The following is a 17,327-nucleotide window of genomic DNA, read 5'->3' on the forward strand; positions in this document are numbered from 1 at the left end:
GTATGCCGAATGCCTGACCGTATGTCCGAGCAGGAACTGAATAAGCTGATTAATATGCTGGAGCTGTCACAAGGTGACGGTGATATAGAGTTTGATATTTCATTTATGGTATCCGATGACCCGGATCATGACCACGGGGGGCGGTTGCTGGTCCGGGCTGACAAAATCTTCGTACAGGACCCGCTGCCCGGCGGTTCGCCCGCAGTGATTATGGGAGTTCTTCCGGTTAAACTATATATCAACGGCGAGCCGCTTTCCGGCCCGGCCGAGGTGACTTCGGAGGATACTATAGAGTGGGAAATCTCGGAGCCGCCGCTGTACTCGATTACCGTGTCGGAGGATCGTCTGCTGGCTTTTTTCACCCTTCATTCCACGAAGAAATTCTCCTGGAAGCTGAATGATCATTACTCCGCCGGCATGGTGGAAGTAGACGCCGTGATGAATACGGAGAATGTTGTCGGAATTCTGGGCCTGAACCAGATTATTTCCGACTTTGAGCGTCGGGGAATCATTCAGAACCTGAATATCTCCGGAATTCATGCTGAACTGCAGAATCCGACTTATCAGCCAATTCCCGCTGCCCGGGGCAGAGCGGCTGTGCCGGGGGAGAATGCGCATCTGGAACTGTTTTTCTCCGAGACGATTGAGAATGAATTCAGCGAGATTGAAGGCCAGGTGGATTACCGCAGCCATCTGCGTATTCCTTCCGCGATCCGCGGTGAAGTGCTGGCGCGCAAAATTCCGGTTATCGAGGGGATTCCCGGCTATGACGTGTATGGAGAGATTCTATATCCGCCGCCACCTGCAGACCTTTCGATTCTCGCCAAAAATAATACAGTCCTGCTGATCGGCAATGAAATCCGCGCCCTGCGTGAAGGCCGGCCCCGGGTGACCGGTGACCGGATCAAATATTTCGACATCTGCACGTCCTACATTGTTCCCGGCAATGTGAACATTAAATCCGGCAATATTGTATTCTCGGGCGATGTCATTATACGGGGCGATGTCGAGGACAATATGATCATTGAATCGCTGGGCAATGTCTATATTGCCGGCAGCATCTATAACTCCACCATCACAGCCACCGGCGGCATTCTAGTCAAAGGCAATGTGGTCAACAGCAATCTGTACTCGGGGTATTTCGGCGTGATGTATAACCGGATCTACAACTGCTCCAAGCTGCTGATTGAAGAGACAAAGATCCTACAGACAGCGGTCCGGATGCTGGTCCAGGCCGTTCAAGGCCGGAAGCAGAGCGTGAAGTACGGACAGGCTGTGCTGCTGCTGCTGGAGAGCAAGTTCCAGAAGATCCCGCAGCTGATCAAGGAGCTGCTCTCGGTGCTGGCAACCGTTCAGGCCTCTTACCATCAGGATCTGGAACAGACGCTGCATTTCCTGAATCTGTTCCTGAAGCCGGCCCAGTTGGTGGATTATATGAGTGAAGCTTCGCTAAGCGGAGTGATCAGTATGCTGGAAGAGCTGCATAGGGGGGTGGCCCGGATGCAGGAGACCAAGGTCGAGGTTAACATTGGCAAATGCCAGAACAGCACGCTGAAATCCAACGGCGACATCATCATCCACCGGGACGGGATCGTGCAGAGTGAGCTGTTCTCTTCGGGCAATATTACGTTTCTCCAAACATTCTCCGTCTGCCGCGGCTCCAAGCTGGAGGCCGGGGGCAGCATTGCTGCCTTTTATGTCGGCGGGGAGAGCGGCGCACAATCCTACCTCAAGGCCAAACAAAGTATCTCTGTGCGCAAAATGTACCTGGGTAAAGTCACCATTGACCGCTATACCGCAGACATCACCGAGCCGGTGGAGAACCTGGTCTTCGACGCCGAGAGCCTGCGTAGCATGAAGCTGTCAGCGGAGTCCGGGAGAGGGTTAGTATAATAAAGGGAGCGTCCCGTATGCCTTGTGGCTGCGTGGGCGCTCTTTGTTGTGGAGCAGTGTGCGCAAGGTGCCACGTGAAGGAGAACGTCAGAGTGCGGGGATGCGGGTGCGGGTGGCAGGGATGAAGGTAAGTGAGGGGAAGTGGCGGGAAGTGAGGGTAAGCGGCAGGATGATAGATATAGGTTGCAGGGAGTAACAGGCAAGATAGAAGAAGCGGTGAGGGGTTGAGGTGGAAGCAGTGAGGAGTGAGCTGAGAGGAATGAGGAGGGGACTGATAGCAATGAGAAGTGCTCTGTGATAGTATGCGAGGAAACAGAGGGTTCCGCGGACCTATGCGGACTCAGGAGCGCTTATATTGTCTTTTGGAGCTCAATATGCGGGGGAACGGGTTACTTAACGGAATCTGAGTCCGCATGACCTGCGAAATGGCGTGATCCGCCCCACATAAGGGCCTTCCAGTTCGCAAGGAGGCATCCGGATCGTGACGATTCACTTGTCTGGATATGCTATAATCTTATGTGAAAATTGATTTTACCGTGATAGCACGCATGAGCAGATTGTGGAGAAAGTAGATGAACTGATTGCTGCCGATTATCTGCGAACCGAGTACTCCGGCAAGTTCCCGATGATCGTGTTCACTCCGCGCGGGTGGGCGGTTGAGCGGGAACGGCGGGCGGAAGAATTTCTGCGGGAATGGGATCAATGGCTAGATAACGGGATTACGCCGGTCAGCATGGAATATTTGAAGGAACGAAACCGTGGCATGATCTTCATACTCTTGTTTAAAATTTTATGTTCAGGTGATAAGAAGTACATACCGTATTTGCAGCAGTGGGAACCCATTGACTTCAACGCTGTTACAAGGAGGATGGGCTTCATTTTCCGGAGAAATGTTCTTATTGCAGGCAGGAGGAGAGGGAATCGGTGTGAATAGGCTAGAGCTGCGCAAGAAAGTACACGGAATAGTCAATGACCTCATTTCGGAGAAGGGCGTTGTCAGTCCGCTGGATGTATTCTTAAGGCTCGGGTTCCGGGGATTACAATATTGAAACAAGCTACGCTACCCATTATGTGCTGAAGAAGCCGGAAGAATCATAATAAGAGAGGGACATGCTGATGTTTACAACTGAACAAGTAAAAGGTTTCATCCTCCATCCGGAGCCAATTGTAAGTAATACTGCCCTGCAATACTTTGCTGACAGCTTTTTATATGAGAACGATACTACTCTAATGCCGCTTGTGCTAGAAAGGATGAAGCAATCCGGGGATGCCGGGACGGTTCACCTGCCCCATACCTATAAATTCCCGCTAACTGAAGAAGCGATCCGCGAGCTGCTGGCTTTATACCAGTCGCCTACTATCGATAAGAATACGAAATTTCATTTGCAGATCATCTTGCGTCATTGCAGTCCTGAGCAGTCCATCCCCTTTATGGAGTTAGTCGAGCAAGATCCGAGCTGGCAAAAGCTGCTGGTTCAAAAGAGTAATCTTGCGAACATGGATGACCAGGAACTGTTGGATGTCTTCAAAGTGTTTATTGAACAAAGCACAGGGAAAAGTTGGGGTGAGTTTGATACGGCTTACGGGGACGAAATCATAAATGAGCTGTCCCGCCGCAGATGTATGGATACCGAGGCTGTGCTGCAGAGGCTGCGCGACAATGATCCTCACGACCCAAGCTATGAAGTGCCTTATCTTATCCAGCTGGCAGGCCTAATGAAGCTGGAGGCGGCTATTCCTGTGCTGTGCGGTTTTTTCGGTTCTCAGGATGACTTGCTTCTGGAGAATGCCAAAGAGGCGCTCGTTCGTATCGGGACAGCCGGTGTGGTTACGACGCTCACTGAGCAATATTCTATTGCTGAAGGGGAGAGCTACCGGCTGTATGCCTCTGGTGTGTTCGGTAAAATCAAGCTGCCCGATTCAGAGGAGGCAGTGCTCAGATTGTTGCCGGGAGAACGAGATCTCACCAACGCGACTATATTGGCTGAAGGTCTTTGTGAACTTGGTTCAAATAAGGGGCTTCCTATAGTCCAGGCTATGCTGGAAGGAGACTACGACCGCGGATTATTGAATCTCACGGAGTCGATATATGCTTACTGCGTAATCTCGGACACACTACATCCTTCATTACAGGATTGGAAGAAGCAGCTTGATCAGGAGGAGGCTAGGCTGGCCAAGCGTAAGGCAGAAGCGGACCGGATGTTTAGAACTAAAGCCCCCATAGGAACTTATAACAGATTAAACGGAACTGAAAAAACATATATAAGCCCGGAAAAAGTAGGCCGCAACGATCCTTGTCCTTGCGGAAGCGGGAAGAAGCATAAGAAATGCTGCGGTGCTTAGTGGGAACATAATCGTGCCGGGAGCGGGAAATATTATTGTGAGTTCCACGGTGGGATACGAGTAGTGAGAGTTTGTTAGGATCTGCGCGGAGTATTGCTGTGAGTGATATAGAAGCAGGGTGGGAGAAGTGGGGGGAGGCGGCAGAACTATGCGGACACAGATGACCTTATTTGGCGAAAAAGGCTGCTTATCTGTCCGATGCGGACTCAGGAGCGCTTAAATTGTATTTTGGAGCTCATAATGAGGTGGAATTGGTTACTTAACGGAATCTGAGTCCGCATGGCCTGCGGAATGGCGTGATCCGCCCAAATAAGGGCTCTCCAGTCCGCAAGGGTTACGCTATGTGCTGGCACAGACGTCCCGGAAGGGATGCAGCCAAAATTCGGCTGATTGCGAAGTAAATGCTAACGAAGATTATGCTCCAACGACCCCGGCTGTCGCCAAGGATTCTCATCCCCCGGACGCACAAACAGCCTCCCCGAAGGGAGGCTGTTCTATGACGTCCCGGAAGGGATGCAGCCAAAATTCGGCTGATTGCGAAGTAAATGCTAACGAAGATTATGCTCCAACGACCCCGGCTGGCGCCAAGGATTCTCATCCCCCGGACGCACAAACAGCCTCCCCGAAGGGAGGCTGTTCTATGACGTCCCGGAAGGGATTCGAACCCCCGACCGTGCGCTTAGAAGGCGCATGCTCTATCCGGCTGAGCTACCGGGACATGGTGCCTGACTGAAAAGCAAGCAAAAATTATGTTATCATACATAGATTATTTTTTCAACTTGTTTTTTTGAAACCGTACGGGGATATGCTATAATCTACAATTGATTAGGGTTCGGATGAAGAGGAACGGAGAAAAGGAGGTGCCCTCATGAATCAATTCAATTCCCCTGCCAAAGAGAATATCGTGCTGTTCCCGAAGACGCTGGATTATTACCAGATCCAGCTTACGGTAATGCTGGAAAGTGAACGTTACGGGGAAGCGATGGAACTGCTGCGTTTTCTGCTGCAGTGCCAAGGACAGGAAGAGCGGCACTACGAGGAGTGGCAGTCGCTGCTGGATTGGCTGGAAGCGGCTTTTCCCTACGCCGCACAGGGCGGGGATGCGGATGGTGCCCCCTCTGCAGAAGAGAAGGATCTGAAGGAAGAGGATATGGCCCGGATTCTGGCCAAATCCAAGCTGGAGGAGGATGCGGATTATCCCGATAAGCTGCTGAAGCGGATCATGAATGAGCCGCTGTCCGAAGCGACCGTGCTAGCGCTGGAGCAGCTCTCCTACCTGGAGGGAAGCCATGTAGATGAAGCGCTGACCGGCTGGCTGCAGCAGGCTGAGGTGCATCCGCTGCTGCAGTTTCGCACGCTGCAGACGCTCCGCCGCCGTGGGGCCCAGGGGGCGGTCAGGCTGAGCCGCGGCTACGAAGCTGCAGAGGTGGAGATCGAGGCAGTGCCGCTGCACAATGACGAGTTCCCGCCGCAGGTAAGCCAGGTGCTGGAGCGGGTGGCGGAGCAGGCCGAGGTGCATGAGCCGACGCTGTACTATTTTGCCCAGGAGCTATGGGGGCAGTTCATCATGTCGATTTATGGAACGAAGGAATACCGCGAGCTGCTGGACGGAGAGTATTCGCTGCTGGATATTTGGGCCGGAGCCTTGCACCAGATGGTGTCGGAGAGCCTGAACGGAAACCGGAATGAAGAGGAAACACGGAGTATGTACGGGATCACGGACAGCATGCGCTTTCAATTCGAAGGGGCCTACCGTTCGCTCAAAGGATTTGTAAAGAGTTCTCTACTTGATAAATAAAGTAATGTTGTATATAATATAATGGTTATTCTGTGCGTGAATTGTATGACTTTTTTTAAGTAAACATGTAATCAATTTTGGAGGGAAAAGTATATTATGAAAGCAACCTGGGAAAAAATAGAGAAGAACCTTGGAGTTCTTGAAGTCGAAGTAGAAGCAGACCGTGTAGCTGCAGCACTCGACAAAGCTTTTAATAAAGTGGTTAAGAAAGCAAACGTACCTGGATTCCGTAAAGGTAAAGTGCCGCGGCCGATTTTCGAATCCCGTTTTGGCGTGGAAAGCCTGTACCAGGATGCCATCGACATTCTTCTTCCTGAAGCTTATGGCGAAGCCGTTGAACAAACCGACATCTTCCCTGTAGACCGTCCTGAAGTAGACATCGAGCAATTCGCCAAAGGCCAGCCGTTCATCTTCAAAGCGAAGATCACCGTTAAGCCAGAAGTGAAGCTGGGCGAGTACAAAGGTCTGGAAGTTCCTGTACAGAAGGCTGAAGTAACTGATGAAGAGCTGGACGCTGAACTGACACGTCTGCAAGAGCGTCATGCTGAGCTTGTTGTTGTTGAAGATGAAGCAGCAGTTAACGGCGACATCACTGTAATTGATTTCGACGGTTCCGTTGACGGCGTTCCTTTTGAAGGCGGACAGGCTGAGCGTCATTCCCTTGAACTGGGAAGCAACTCCTTCATTCCAGGCTTCGAAGAGCAAGTAGTTGGCATGTCCACCGGAGACTTCAAAGATGTTGAAGTTACTTTCCCTGAGGCTTACCATGCTGCTGAGCTTGCCGGCAAAGTAGCTGTATTCAAAGTGAAGCTGCACGAAATCAAACGCAAACAGCTTCCTGCACTGGATGATGAATTCGCTAAGGATGTAAGTGAATTCGACACTCTGGAAGAATACAAGGCAGATCTGAAGGCACAGCTGGAGTCCCGCAAGCAGGAAGAACTCAAAGGCGTTCGCGAAACTGCAGTAGTTGATGCAGCTGCTGCTAATGCTGAAGTTGAAATTCCTCAAGCTATGATCGCCAGTGAAGTAGAGAACATGGTTCGTGATTTCGACACCCGTCTTCGCCAGCAGGGCATGAACATGGATATGTTCCTCAGCTTCTCCGGCCAGACACGTGAAGACCTGCAGGAACAAATGAAGGGCGATGCCGAGAAGCGCGTTCGCAACAACCTTGTTCTGGAAGTCATCGCTAAGGAAGAGAAGATCGAAGTTTCCGAAGAGGAAGTTACGCAAGAGCTTGCTACTATGGCAGAAGCTTACAAACGTACTCCTGATGAAATCCGCAGCATTCTGGCGGCCAATGGTTCCCTGAGCAGCCTGAATGACGAAATTTCGCTGCGCAAGACTATTGATTTCCTCGTTAGCAATAGCGTAGAAGTTGATGCTCCGGCTCCTGCTGTGGAAGCACCTGTTGAAGAAGCGGCTGCAGAAGAAGCAAGCGCTGAGTAGTTTTCTGCTGAGTAGTCTTCTTTAGAAATTTTACCTAGTACGGCCATTTCCATTAGGCCTCCATAAGAGCAGATAAGGCACGTAAGTTTTTGTTACGTGCCTTATTTTTATCGGGGCGGACGTTATGTGAGTACATACCACGAATCAGGAATTGGCATTGCCCGCGGAATTGCGATATAATGGCATGCACATGAGCAGTGCGGCTGTGAGAGCAGCAGTGAATAAATGACATCCCGCTTTGAACGTGTTAAAATATTTCTGAAACGGAAAGACTAATCTGTATAGAGAAAAGAGGTTGGTGGCATGAGTCTGGTACCAATGGTTGTGGAAACGACAAGTCGGGGAGAACGCTCATACGATATCTATTCCAGATTGCTCAAGGATCGCATCATCTTCCTAAGCAGTGCGATTGACGATGATGTCGCCAATCTGGTTATTGCACAGTTGTTGTTCCTGGCAGCAGATGACCCCGAAAAAGACATTCACTTGTACCTCAACTCGCCCGGTGGTTCTGTCACAGCCGGCATGGGTATATATGATACGATGCAATATATCAAACCGGATGTTTCAACGATTTGTGTAGGGATGGCTGCCAGTATGGGATCATTGCTCCTTACAGCTGGAGCGCCTGGCAAGAGATTTGCGCTGACCAACAGCGAAGTTATGATTCATCAACCGCTTGGCGGCGTTCAGGGGCAGGCATCCGATATCTGGATCCATACCGACTGGATTCTGAAGACGAAGGCGAAGCTGAATCAGATTTATGTAGAGCGCACAGGTCAGCCCCTTGACAAAATCGAACGGGATACGGACCGCGATAACTTCATGAGCGCGGAAGAAGCGAAGGAATACGGGCTCATTGACCAGGTACTCTCTTCACCGATCATATCTTAAAGGGGTGGTAAGATGTTTAAATTTAATGATGAAAAAGGGCAATTGAAATGTTCTTTTTGCGGCAAATCGCAAGAGCAGGTTCGTAAGCTGGTAGCGGGACCTGGCGTTTATATATGTGACGAATGCATCGAGCTGTGCACGGAAATCGTGGAAGAGGAGCTCGGTCACGAAGAAGAATTGGATATGAAGGATATTCCGAAACCGAAGGAAATCCGCGATATTCTGGATCAATACGTAATCGGCCAGGAGCAAGCGAAGAAATCGCTCTCCGTTGCCGTATACAATCACTACAAGCGTGTGAACAGCCAGAGCAAGATTGAAGATGTGGAGCTGACGAAGAGCAACATTCTGCTGCTCGGACCTACAGGCTCCGGTAAGACCCTCTTGGCGCAGACGATGGCGAAGATCATCAACGTGCCTTTTGCCATTGCAGATGCCACTTCCCTTACGGAAGCAGGTTATGTCGGTGAAGACGTTGAGAACATCCTCCTGAAGCTGATTCAAGCGGCGGATTATGATGTGGAGAAGGCCGAACGCGGCATTATCTATATAGACGAAATTGACAAGGTAGCACGTAAATCCGAGAACCCGTCCATTACACGCGACGTTTCCGGTGAAGGTGTACAGCAGGCTCTGCTGAAGATCCTGGAAGGTACAGTGGCTTCTGTTCCACCGCAAGGCGGACGTAAGCATCCTCATCAGGAATTCATCCAGATCGATACTACGAACATTCTGTTCATCGTAGGCGGTGCTTTTGACGGCCTGGAGCAAATGATCAAACGCCGTATCGGCAAAAAAGTCATCGGCTTCAACGCAGCGGTTGAAGGCCAGAAGGATCTCAAAGCCGGCGAATACCTCTCCATGGTATTGCCTGAGGATCTGCTCAAGTTCGGCCTCATTCCTGAGTTTGTCGGCCGTCTGCCGGTCATCTCGACCTTGGAGCCGCTTGATGAGAACACCCTGGTACGTATCCTCTCCGAGCCGAAGAACGCGCTCGTGAAGCAGTACGTTAAGCTGCTCGAGATGGATAATGTGGCGCTGAAGTTTGAACCGCTTGCCCTGGAAGCTATTGCCAAGGAAGCGATCAAACGGAACACCGGTGCCCGCGGACTGCGTGCAATCATCGAGAGCATTATGCTCGACGTGATGTATGAGGTGCCTTCGCGTGATGACATCAAGGATTGTGTCATTACCGAGAAGGTAGTCCAGGAGAAGTCCCTGCCGGAGCTTAGTCTCAAGAAAGACAAGAAAAAAGAAGAAAGTGCCTAAGCAATGAGTAATCATCTGCTCAGTGCAGCTTAACAATACAATTCAGGGTCTCCACTTTCTCCCGCACACCCCGCAGTACCTGCGGGAGCGGAGAGGGTGGAGCTTTGATCGTTATGGGGGAGAAAACCATGTTCTTGAGACACCAGACCCGTCCCGTCAATGTCGGCGGGGTTATTATTGGGGGAAACAACGAGGTTGCTATCCAAAGCATGTGCACGACCAAAACCGCCGATGTGGAAGCGACCGTAGCCGAAATTCTGCGGCTGGAGGAAGCGGGATGCCAGCTCGTGCGCGTGACGGTCAATAATGAAGAAGCGGCGGCGGCAATTAAGGAGATCAAGGCGCGGATTCATATCCCGCTGGTAGCGGATATTCATTTCAACTATAAGCTGGCCCTGCTGGCGATTGAGAACGGCATCGACAAGGTGCGGATCAATCCCGGCAATATTGGACGCCGCGATAAGGTGGAAGCAGTAGTTAAGGCCTGCAAGGACAAAGGGATTCCAATCCGTATCGGAGTCAACGCCGGTTCTCTGGAGACGCATTTGCTGGAGAAATACGGCTATCCTACACCGGAAGCTATGGTCGAGAGTGCACTGTACCATATCGGCATTCTGGAGGAGCTGGACTTCCACGATATCATCGTGTCGCTGAAGGCTTCGGATGTGCCGATGGCTATTGAGGCTTACCGTAAGGCGGCGGAGGTTATTCCTTACCCGCTGCATCTGGGCATCACAGAATCCGGCACGCTGTTCGCCGGAACAGTGAAGAGCTCGGCCGGGATCGGCGCGCTGCTCTCTATGGGGATTGGCAGCACGGTACGTATCTCCCTGAGTGCTGATCCGGTAGAAGAGGTGAAGGTGGCACGTGAGCTGCTCAAGACCTTCGGTCTGATCTCGAACGCCCCTACGCTGATCTCCTGCCCGACCTGCGGACGCCTGGACATTGATCTCTTCTCTATTGCCAATGAAGTAGAAGAGTACATCTCCAAGCTGAAGGTGCCGATTAAGGTATCTGTACTGGGCTGCGCAGTGAACGGACCGGGTGAAGCCAGGGAAGCCGATATCGGCATCGCCGGCGCACGCGGGGAAGGTCTGCTGTTCCGTTACGGCAAGATGATCCGTAAGGTTCCTGAGGCGGAGCTGGTCTCCGAGCTGAAGAAGGAAATTGACATCATTGTAGCCCATTTTGAAGAAACCGGCGAGATTCCCGGCCGCAAGCATGCGGGACTGGCTCCTGCGGTAGTTGTTGGTAATCCTGAGGGTAGCAAGTAACTGAACTGATTCTATCGTATCCTATTCAATTAGCAACAATGTTTATATACATGAAGCGCCCCGCTGCAGCGGTCTGTTCAATCAGACATTCTGCAGCGGGGCGCTTTTTAAGTGCGTCCCTGGCGGAGAGCCCTTTTCAGCAGGGTTATCGAAAAGATCAGGAACGGAATCAATACCTGGAAGATAAAGGAGAATTTCCCCCATACCTTGGCAATAATCTCGTTGACATAGACGGTGTTGATATATGTATTCCAGGCGATGAGAATGAACAATACGGCCAGCGGATAGATCAGGTAATTCGGTGCTTTGAGCTTGAAGACGATTTGGATACCTCTCAGGATGGAAAGGTAGAGCAGTGAGATTTTGATGAAAAAGGTTAATATCCAGAGGGTGATCAGTATTCCCTCGACGCGCTGCAGAGTGTTCCCGATATTAATCGTTTTGGCCAGTGCGTATGCCGGGAAGGTATTGTTCTCCGTCTGTTCAATGCCCAGGACAAGGATGCTGAGCAGCACGATAAGAGAAAGCACGATACCGCCTGTGACCGCTCCCCACAGTAATGCTTTTTCCCCGCCTTTTCGCTTGCCCACCAAGGGCAGGAAGGTCATGAGTACAATGAGCTCCTGGTACATGGCGGAATGAAGGCCGGCTCGAAGGACAGGACCGAAGCCGTCCTCCAGTATAGGCTTGATATGATTCCATTCAATTTGCGGGCTCAGCGTCAGAACCAGAAGCAGAAACAGGAACAGCACCCAGGGAAACATCAGTTCCCCCACTCTCGCGAGTGCGATAATCCCCATACTGGCACTCATGACGGCGGCAATCAGGAATATAATCTGGATCGCCTCAATCGGCGTTTCCGGCATGATCTCACTGGACATGAAGAAACCAAGGTCACCCAGCAAAGTACCAGTGAGAATCATGAAGTAGAACAGATACAGCAGCGAGATTATTTTACCCGGCCATTTGCCGCAGGCAGCTTCATGAATCTCGAAGATATTCTTTCCGGGATGAAGCCGGGCGATGAAGATATACAGCAACGCCATAACCAGATTGACCGCCAGGCTGAATAACGAGGCAATCCAGGCATCCTCCCTGGCTGTACTCGCAAGTCCGCTCGGGATGACCAGAATCGAGGTTCCGATGGTTAAACCAAATGTCATAATATAGAACTGCCTTGGAGCAATGCCAGTGCGGCTCTTCACCTCTGTCTCACTTCCTTTCCCGGGTAAAATGTTCAGGACATCAGCTCCATAACGCTGCGCACCCAGTCTAGCGGCCTAAGCTGAGGCCAATCTGCCCAATCCGCGAGAGTAACTATGACGGATAGCGTCCAGGTTCCATAGAATGCAGCGGCATCGCGCACAGAGTGCAGCTTAAGAATGCCGGGTGTCTTCAGGAATAGTACAAACAGCAGGAAGAAGAGTAACAGCAGATTCCAGTTCATTTCTCATCAAGCTCCCCTTTGAGTGGCTGTATGATAGAGCCGATACGCCGGACTGTAACCTTGGAGTGAACATCGATTTTGACGGTTTTGAAGCTGTCTTCCCAATGCCTGCGGTATTCGTTCCAGAGATGGGGATACTGCCGGTGCAGCGCTTCCCCGAAGCCGAAGATATCCGTATTATATTGCTGCTGGATTGTCCGGATATCACTGGACATCTTTATGTTATATTTGTTCACCAGAGCCTCCTCGATAGCCTGGATACTGGACGGCTTATTGAGATCAAGCGAACCCTCCACCGTTGTCAGATCGGCTTCGATTTTGAGCTTAATGAGGAATTCAGGTCTGCCCTGATCATCAAGCCTGATGTCCACTGAGCTATCTGCCCGTGACACGGTGAAGCCTACGGTACCTCCGCCGGGGATGGTTACACTTCCGGCGGTTGTATTCACGTCAGCCAGCACATAATTTACACTCTTGCTAAGCGCTTCATCCAGCCACCCGACAAGCTTGTCCTTTTTGAACATGGCGATCCCGGCATGCTGAATCAAGGTCTTCGGACGGATGCCCTGCACATTCCCTGGCGTACCCCCATCCTTCACATCTCCTAGCAGCTGGACCCCTGACATTATGGGATTCGATCCGCCGCGCTCAAGCTCGGTAATGAATTGCTGGAGTGTGACTTTTCCGGTAGCTGCCCAGTTCTTATGGGAGACCAGAATTGAAGAATACAAGGAATTCGCCGGAATATGCTCGAAGGGTGTGATGATCTCCAGGATATCCGAAGCTTTCATATTCTTGGCTACCAGCAGATAGAAATCGTTGCGCAGCTGATGATCCCGTGAGATGAAGTCCAGTGCATCGCTGACCCCTTCACGGGCCAGCGCTTCCCCGAACACAAGTATGCGAATATGGGCCAGATACGGCATACGGGGAGTCATGCTAAGCATCCGCTGCAGCGCGTCGGGGATCGTTCGGCCCACCGATTTGTAGGTGACGACGGGAAGACTTCCGGAGGAGGCACCCTTCTGGGTGCCAGTCTCGCTGGGATTCATAATCTGGACAGATACCTCATACCCTTCCGGGTGCAGATCAACGCCGAGCGCCATGACGAGCGCCAGATCATTTAACTCTTTGCGGCTCCAGCATCCGGTAAGAGAGGTAAGACATAGAATTAGGAGGAGGGTTAAGGCGCGTCTTCCCCGCATCAGGCAGCATTCCTTTCGTTATAGATTCACGGGCGGCAAATCCTAGTTTCGTCCGAAATACTTCTTCATGCTGCGCCGCGAGAAGCGGATGAAGGTATCCTTCTGGCTCTGCCAGCGGAAAGGCGCAAACGAGGTCATGTAAGGAACGCCCATAGATTCCAGGCTGCATAAATGCAGCCCCAGGATAATCAACGCAATAATCATCCCGTATAAGCCGAAGGAAGCGGCGATTGCCATCAGCACAAACCGCAGCATCCGTACAGAGATTCCGACATTGAAGGCAGGCAGTGCGAAATTGGCAATCGCTGTTATGGACACTACAATAACCATGGCAGCCGAGACCAGTCCGGCATCAACCGCAGCTTGACCGATAACCAGGGTTCCGACGATGGATACGGACTGGCCGATGGATTTGGGCAGCCGGATGCCGGCCTCGCGCAGAATCTCGAAGGTAATCTCCATAATGAACGCTTCAAGGAATGCCGGAAAAGGAATCCCCTCACGCTGGCCGATCAGACTGATCAGAAGTGTAGTAGGGATCATCTCCTGATGAAAAGTAGTGATGGCGATGTAGAAGGAAGGGGTCAGCAGAGCAATAGCGAAACAACAGAACCGGAGCAGCCGCACCAGACTGGCGAAGTCGCTCCGCTGATAATAATCTTCGCTGGACTGGAAGAATTGCACCAGCAGCGCGGGAACCACGAGCACGAACGGGGTCCCTTCCACCAGAATGGCGATCCGCCCTTCCAGCAGTGCCGATGCGGTGACATCCGGACGCTCTGTATTATAGACGGTAGGGAAAGGACTATACCGCTTGTCTTGAATTATCTCCTCGATGTAATTGCTCTCCAGTACGCTGTCAAGCCTGGCATCATCCAGCCGTCTGCGCAGCTCCTGAAGCACTGCGGGATCAGCATTGCCTTCAATGTACATTACCGCGATATTCGTCTGGGTCTGCTCCCCCAGCTTACGTGATTCGATTCGAAGCTTCGGGTTCTGAATACGCCTGCGGATCAGAGCGGTATTGTCCCGTAAGGATTCGGTGAAGCCTTCTCGGGGCCCGCGGACTACCGACTGGGAGACCGCATCCTCCACCGCACGCTGCTTGAGAGCCTCTGTACCGGCAGACAGCGCCGTAACGCTGCCTTCAATGAAGAGAATCGTGTTGCCCGCCAGAATTTCCGTTTCAACCTCTGTATAGTTGCTGATCTCTCCAACCTTGCTCAAGGTAAGCGTCCGTTCCTGTAGCAGCTTGAGGCATGTCAACGGCGTAAACTCCTCCAACTCAAGGAATAGGCTGGCATCCTCGTGAATCCCTTGGATGAGACACTGCGGATCAGCCATTCCCTCAATGTATACAAGTACAGCGGACAAAGGGCCAAGCTTGATGAACCGGTAGATGATATCTGTACTTTTGCCCAGGCGGACTTGTAACCCTTCCTGGAAAAGAGACAACGATTCCGGCAGCTTCTCCTGTGGTGCTCCTGCATGCTCCAGCTGTGTCATATGGGCCAGCCTCCTTTCATCCGGTATAGTGTTTCCCTTAATGGAAATCGTATGCAATCTGCGGACCTCTTCTGTTTTTTTGGCACAAGCGTTTACGAATGATTGAAACGGCTATACTACCTAGTAGTAGTTAAATACTGGACAGGCAGACGGAAGGAAATAGGAGGGTGTGCTATGCAACTAAGTATATTGCTGATGATCGTGCAGCTCTTTTTCGCGCTGGTCATCGGCGTTTATTTTTGGAATCTGCTGCGGGGACAGAAGACCAACAAGACGGCGGTAGACCGGGAATCACGCAAGGAGCTGGATAAGCTGCGCAAGATGCGGATGATCTCACTGACCAAGCCGCTCTCAGAAAAAACACGTCCGGCCTCCATCGATGATATCGTCGGACAGAAGGACGGGCTGCGCGCGCTCAAGGCCGCGCTCTGCAGTGCCAATCCGCAGCATGTCATTATCTACGGCCCGCCCGGTGTGGGCAAGACAGCCGCTGCGCGTGTGGTTATGGAGGAAGCGAAGAAGAACGCGCTGTCCCCGTTCAAGCGTGAGGCCAAATTCACGGAGATCGATGCCACTACCGCACGCTTCGATGAGCGCGGAATTGCCGATCCGCTCATCGGCTCGGTGCATGATCCAATCTATCAGGGTGCGGGGGCCATGGGGGTGGCCGGAGTTCCGCAGCCTAAGCCCGGAGCGGTAACCAAGGCGCATGGCGGGATTCTGTTCCTGGATGAGATCGGAGAGCTGCATCCGATTCAGATGAACAAGCTGCTGAAGGTGCTGGAGGACCGCAAGGTGCTGCTGGAGAGTGCCTACTATAATTCAGAGGACAGCAACACGCCTGCGTATATCCATGATATCTTCCAGAATGGCCTGCCCGCCGATTTCCGGCTGGTGGGCGCAACGACACGTTCGCCGGACGAAATCTCGCCTGCGCTGCGTTCGCGCTGTATGGAGATCTATTTCCGGCCCCTGCTGCCGGAGGAGATAGCGGTGATCGGAAGGGATGCCGTCCAGAAGATCGGGCTGAAGCCGAGTCCCGAAGCTGTAGAAGTAGTGCAGCAATACGCCACGAACGGCCGTGAGGCCGTGAATATGATCCAGCTGGCCGCCGGACTGGCCTTGACGGAAGGGCGGGATACCCTCAGCGCAGCAGAGGTCGAATGGGTAGCCAGCAGCAGCCAGCTGCCGCTGCGGACGGAGCGGAAGATTCCGACGTCTCCGCAGATCGGGCTGGTTAACGGCCTTGCCGTCTACGGGCCGGGCATGGGTACGCTGCTGGAGATCGAGGTCTCCGCTGCCCCTGCTGCCCATGGACAAGGCAGACTGAATATAACCGGTGTGGTTGATGAAGAGGAGCTGCGCGGCGGCTCACGGACAACCCGGCGCAAGAGTATGGCCAGAGGCTCCATCGAGAATGTGCTGACCGTACTGCGTACGATGAAGCTGGAGCCGGACCACTACGACCTGCACATTAACTTCCCCGGCGGCACGCCGATTGACGGCCCGTCCGCCGGAGTGGCCATGGCGGTCGCTATCGTCTCCGCCATCCGGCAGCTGCCGGTGGATAACACGGTAGCGATTACCGGGGAGATCGGCATCCATGGCCGTGTGAAGCCGGTTGGCGGCGTGGTCGCCAAGGTCGAGGCCGCGTTCCAGGCCGGGGCAACCACCGTGCTGATTCCTAAGGAGAACTGGCAGTCGCTGTTCGCCGACCTCGGCCCCCTGCGGGTCATCCCGATGGACACCGTCGAAGAAGTCTTCCGCCACCTGTTCGGTGCGGAGACGGCAGACGTGCGAATGCCTGCCGTGTCGGGCGAGACCTTCTCTTCGGCGCCTTCGCTGCTGAAGGCGGATGCTTCGGGGGAGAGTATGCCGGGATAGCAGCATTCTATTATGAAGGAGGTCCCTCAGATCATATACTGGGGGACCTTTTTTTGCGAAACTTGCTGGAACGGTGCCGTCCTTTGGAGAATGGCGGAGCTGTTTCAGCTTGTTCGTTATGTATTACGGAAATAGATGGATTTTCTACACTTGCTAAGGAACGAATGAACCCGGCGAGAACAGCAGTTGGATAAACAGCACTTAAATCATCGCATTTCACCCAAGTAGCAGAAATCATCCGAATTAAATGTTGTTTTTCCACTTGCTTGCTCCCGATCCGCCGAAATCAACAAATTAAGATACCTTTATCCACTTGCTTGTGGCATCAGCTGGTATCCCTGCGGCATCTCCCCTTTTGTCCG

At 52.3% G+C, this 17,327-nt stretch carries 13 protein-coding genes, 1 tRNA gene and 1 pseudogene; 10 read left to right on the top strand and 5 right to left on the bottom strand.

Going from position 1 to position 17,327, the window contains the following annotated elements:
* The first annotated feature begins 9 nt into the window (after positions 1–9).
* The 4 genes and pseudogenes from MKZ24_RS11435 to MKZ24_RS11450 all read left to right on the top strand — a co-directional run bounded on the left by MKZ24_RS11435 (position 10) and on the right by MKZ24_RS11450 (position 4,236).
* Complete coding sequence (locus MKZ24_RS11435) at positions 10–1,893, top strand: FapA family protein (protein WP_340783036.1); 1,884 nt, start codon at positions 10–12, stop codon at positions 1,891–1,893.
* Between the two features lie 541 nt (positions 1,894–2,434).
* Positions 2,435–2,827 (top strand): annotated as a pseudogene (locus tag MKZ24_RS11440) (RQC-minor-1 family DNA-binding protein); the annotation flags it as partial.
* Complete coding sequence (locus tag MKZ24_RS11445) at positions 2,820–2,942, top strand: hypothetical protein (protein ID WP_340783039.1); 123 nt, start codon at positions 2,820–2,822, stop codon at positions 2,940–2,942. The pseudogene MKZ24_RS11440 and the gene MKZ24_RS11445, both read left to right, overlap by 8 nt.
* A gap of 67 nt (positions 2,943–3,009) precedes the next feature.
* Positions 3,010–4,236, top strand: coding sequence for a HEAT repeat domain-containing protein (locus tag MKZ24_RS11450; protein ID WP_340783041.1), 1,227 nt, complete (start codon positions 3,010–3,012; stop codon positions 4,234–4,236).
* Positions 4,237–4,880: 644 nt separating this feature from the next.
* On the opposite strand, the gene MKZ24_RS11455 is transcribed toward MKZ24_RS11450, so the two are convergent.
* Positions 4,881–4,954: transfer RNA gene (locus MKZ24_RS11455), tRNA-Arg, on the bottom strand.
* 150 nt (positions 4,955–5,104) lie between these two features.
* On the opposite strand from MKZ24_RS11455, the gene MKZ24_RS11460 reads away from it, so the two are divergent.
* From MKZ24_RS11460 to ispG, 5 genes are all read left to right on the top strand, one after another.
* Positions 5,105–6,034 (top strand): hypothetical protein, encoded by a 930-nt coding sequence (locus MKZ24_RS11460; protein WP_042239009.1) that lies wholly within the window; start codon positions 5,105–5,107, stop codon positions 6,032–6,034.
* 96 nt (positions 6,035–6,130) lie between these two features.
* Complete coding sequence (tig, locus tag MKZ24_RS11465) at positions 6,131–7,486, top strand: trigger factor (protein WP_042239007.1); 1,356 nt, start codon at positions 6,131–6,133, stop codon at positions 7,484–7,486.
* Between the two features lie 303 nt (positions 7,487–7,789).
* Positions 7,790–8,380, top strand: a complete 591-nt coding sequence (gene clpP / locus MKZ24_RS11470; RefSeq protein ID WP_042139667.1) for an ATP-dependent Clp endopeptidase proteolytic subunit ClpP — start codon at positions 7,790–7,792, stop codon at positions 8,378–8,380.
* A gap of 12 nt (positions 8,381–8,392) precedes the next feature.
* Positions 8,393–9,649 (top strand): ATP-dependent protease ATP-binding subunit ClpX, encoded by a 1,257-nt coding sequence (clpX, locus tag MKZ24_RS11475; RefSeq protein WP_042217131.1) that lies wholly within the window; start codon positions 8,393–8,395, stop codon positions 9,647–9,649.
* Positions 9,650–9,777: 128 nt separating this feature from the next.
* Positions 9,778–10,923 carry a flavodoxin-dependent (E)-4-hydroxy-3-methylbut-2-enyl-diphosphate synthase gene (gene ispG, locus MKZ24_RS11480; RefSeq protein ID WP_042243347.1) on the top strand — a complete coding sequence of 382 codons (1,146 nt, stop codon included), beginning with the start codon at positions 9,778–9,780 and terminating at the stop codon, positions 10,921–10,923.
* A gap of 107 nt (positions 10,924–11,030) precedes the next feature.
* Here the strand turns inward: ispG and MKZ24_RS11485 are convergent, their stop codons facing one another.
* Genes MKZ24_RS11485 through MKZ24_RS11500 form a run of 4 tightly spaced genes read right to left on the bottom strand, consistent with a single transcriptional unit; the run spans position 11,031 to position 15,081 of the window.
* The gene (locus MKZ24_RS11485) at positions 11,031–12,128 is read right to left on the bottom strand and encodes a GerAB/ArcD/ProY family transporter (protein ID WP_340783053.1); all 1,098 of its coding nucleotides are present in this window, start codon (positions 12,126–12,128) and stop codon (positions 11,031–11,033) included.
* A 32-nt stretch (positions 12,129–12,160) separates the two neighbouring features.
* Positions 12,161–12,370, bottom strand: coding sequence for a hypothetical protein (locus MKZ24_RS11490; protein WP_340783055.1), 210 nt, complete (start codon positions 12,368–12,370; stop codon positions 12,161–12,163).
* Entirely contained in the window at positions 12,367–13,575 is a 1,209-nt protein-coding gene (locus tag MKZ24_RS11495; RefSeq protein ID WP_340783058.1) for a Ger(x)C family spore germination protein, read from the bottom strand. The genes MKZ24_RS11490 and MKZ24_RS11495 overlap by 4 nt, the downstream gene beginning before the upstream one ends.
* Before the next feature lie 42 nt (positions 13,576–13,617).
* A complete protein-coding gene (locus MKZ24_RS11500; RefSeq protein WP_340783060.1) occupies positions 13,618–15,081 on the bottom strand; it encodes a spore germination protein in 1,464 nt (487 codons plus the stop codon).
* Between the two features lie 174 nt (positions 15,082–15,255).
* On the opposite strand from MKZ24_RS11500, the gene lonB reads away from it, so the two are divergent.
* On the top strand, positions 15,256–16,965 hold the full coding sequence (gene lonB / locus MKZ24_RS11505; RefSeq protein ID WP_340783062.1) for an ATP-dependent protease LonB: 1,710 nt from the start codon (positions 15,256–15,258) through the stop codon (positions 16,963–16,965).
* Positions 16,966–17,327: the final 362 nt, after the last annotated feature.

The organism is Paenibacillus sp. FSL R7-0297 (assembly GCF_038009025.1).
Taxonomy (GTDB): domain Bacteria; phylum Bacillota; class Bacilli; order Paenibacillales; family Paenibacillaceae; genus Paenibacillus_AQ.

Excerpts from the sequence above, each read along its gene's own strand:
- MKZ24_RS11500 (WP_340783060.1), bottom strand. The coding sequence starts at position 15,081 with ATGACACAGCTGGAGCATGCAGGAGCACCACAGGAGAAGCTGCCGGAA.
- ispG (WP_042243347.1), top strand. The coding sequence starts at position 9,778 with ATGTTCTTGAGACACCAGACCCGTCCCGTCAATGTCGGCGGGGTTATT.
- MKZ24_RS11450 (WP_340783041.1), top strand. The coding sequence starts at position 3,010 with ATGTTTACAACTGAACAAGTAAAAGGTTTCATCCTCCATCCGGAGCCA.
- MKZ24_RS11490 (WP_340783055.1), bottom strand. The coding sequence starts at position 12,370 with ATGAACTGGAATCTGCTGTTACTCTTCTTCCTGCTGTTTGTACTATTC.
- MKZ24_RS11435 (WP_340783036.1), top strand. The coding sequence starts at position 10 with ATGCCTGACCGTATGTCCGAGCAGGAACTGAATAAGCTGATTAATATG.
- clpX (WP_042217131.1), top strand. The coding sequence starts at position 8,393 with ATGTTTAAATTTAATGATGAAAAAGGGCAATTGAAATGTTCTTTTTGC.
- MKZ24_RS11495 (WP_340783058.1), bottom strand. The coding sequence starts at position 13,575 with ATGCGGGGAAGACGCGCCTTAACCCTCCTCCTAATTCTATGTCTTACC.
- MKZ24_RS11460 (WP_042239009.1), top strand. The coding sequence starts at position 5,105 with ATGAATCAATTCAATTCCCCTGCCAAAGAGAATATCGTGCTGTTCCCG.
- lonB (WP_340783062.1), top strand. The coding sequence starts at position 15,256 with ATGCAACTAAGTATATTGCTGATGATCGTGCAGCTCTTTTTCGCGCTG.
- tig (WP_042239007.1), top strand. The coding sequence starts at position 6,131 with ATGAAAGCAACCTGGGAAAAAATAGAGAAGAACCTTGGAGTTCTTGAA.
- clpP (WP_042139667.1), top strand. The coding sequence starts at position 7,790 with ATGAGTCTGGTACCAATGGTTGTGGAAACGACAAGTCGGGGAGAACGC.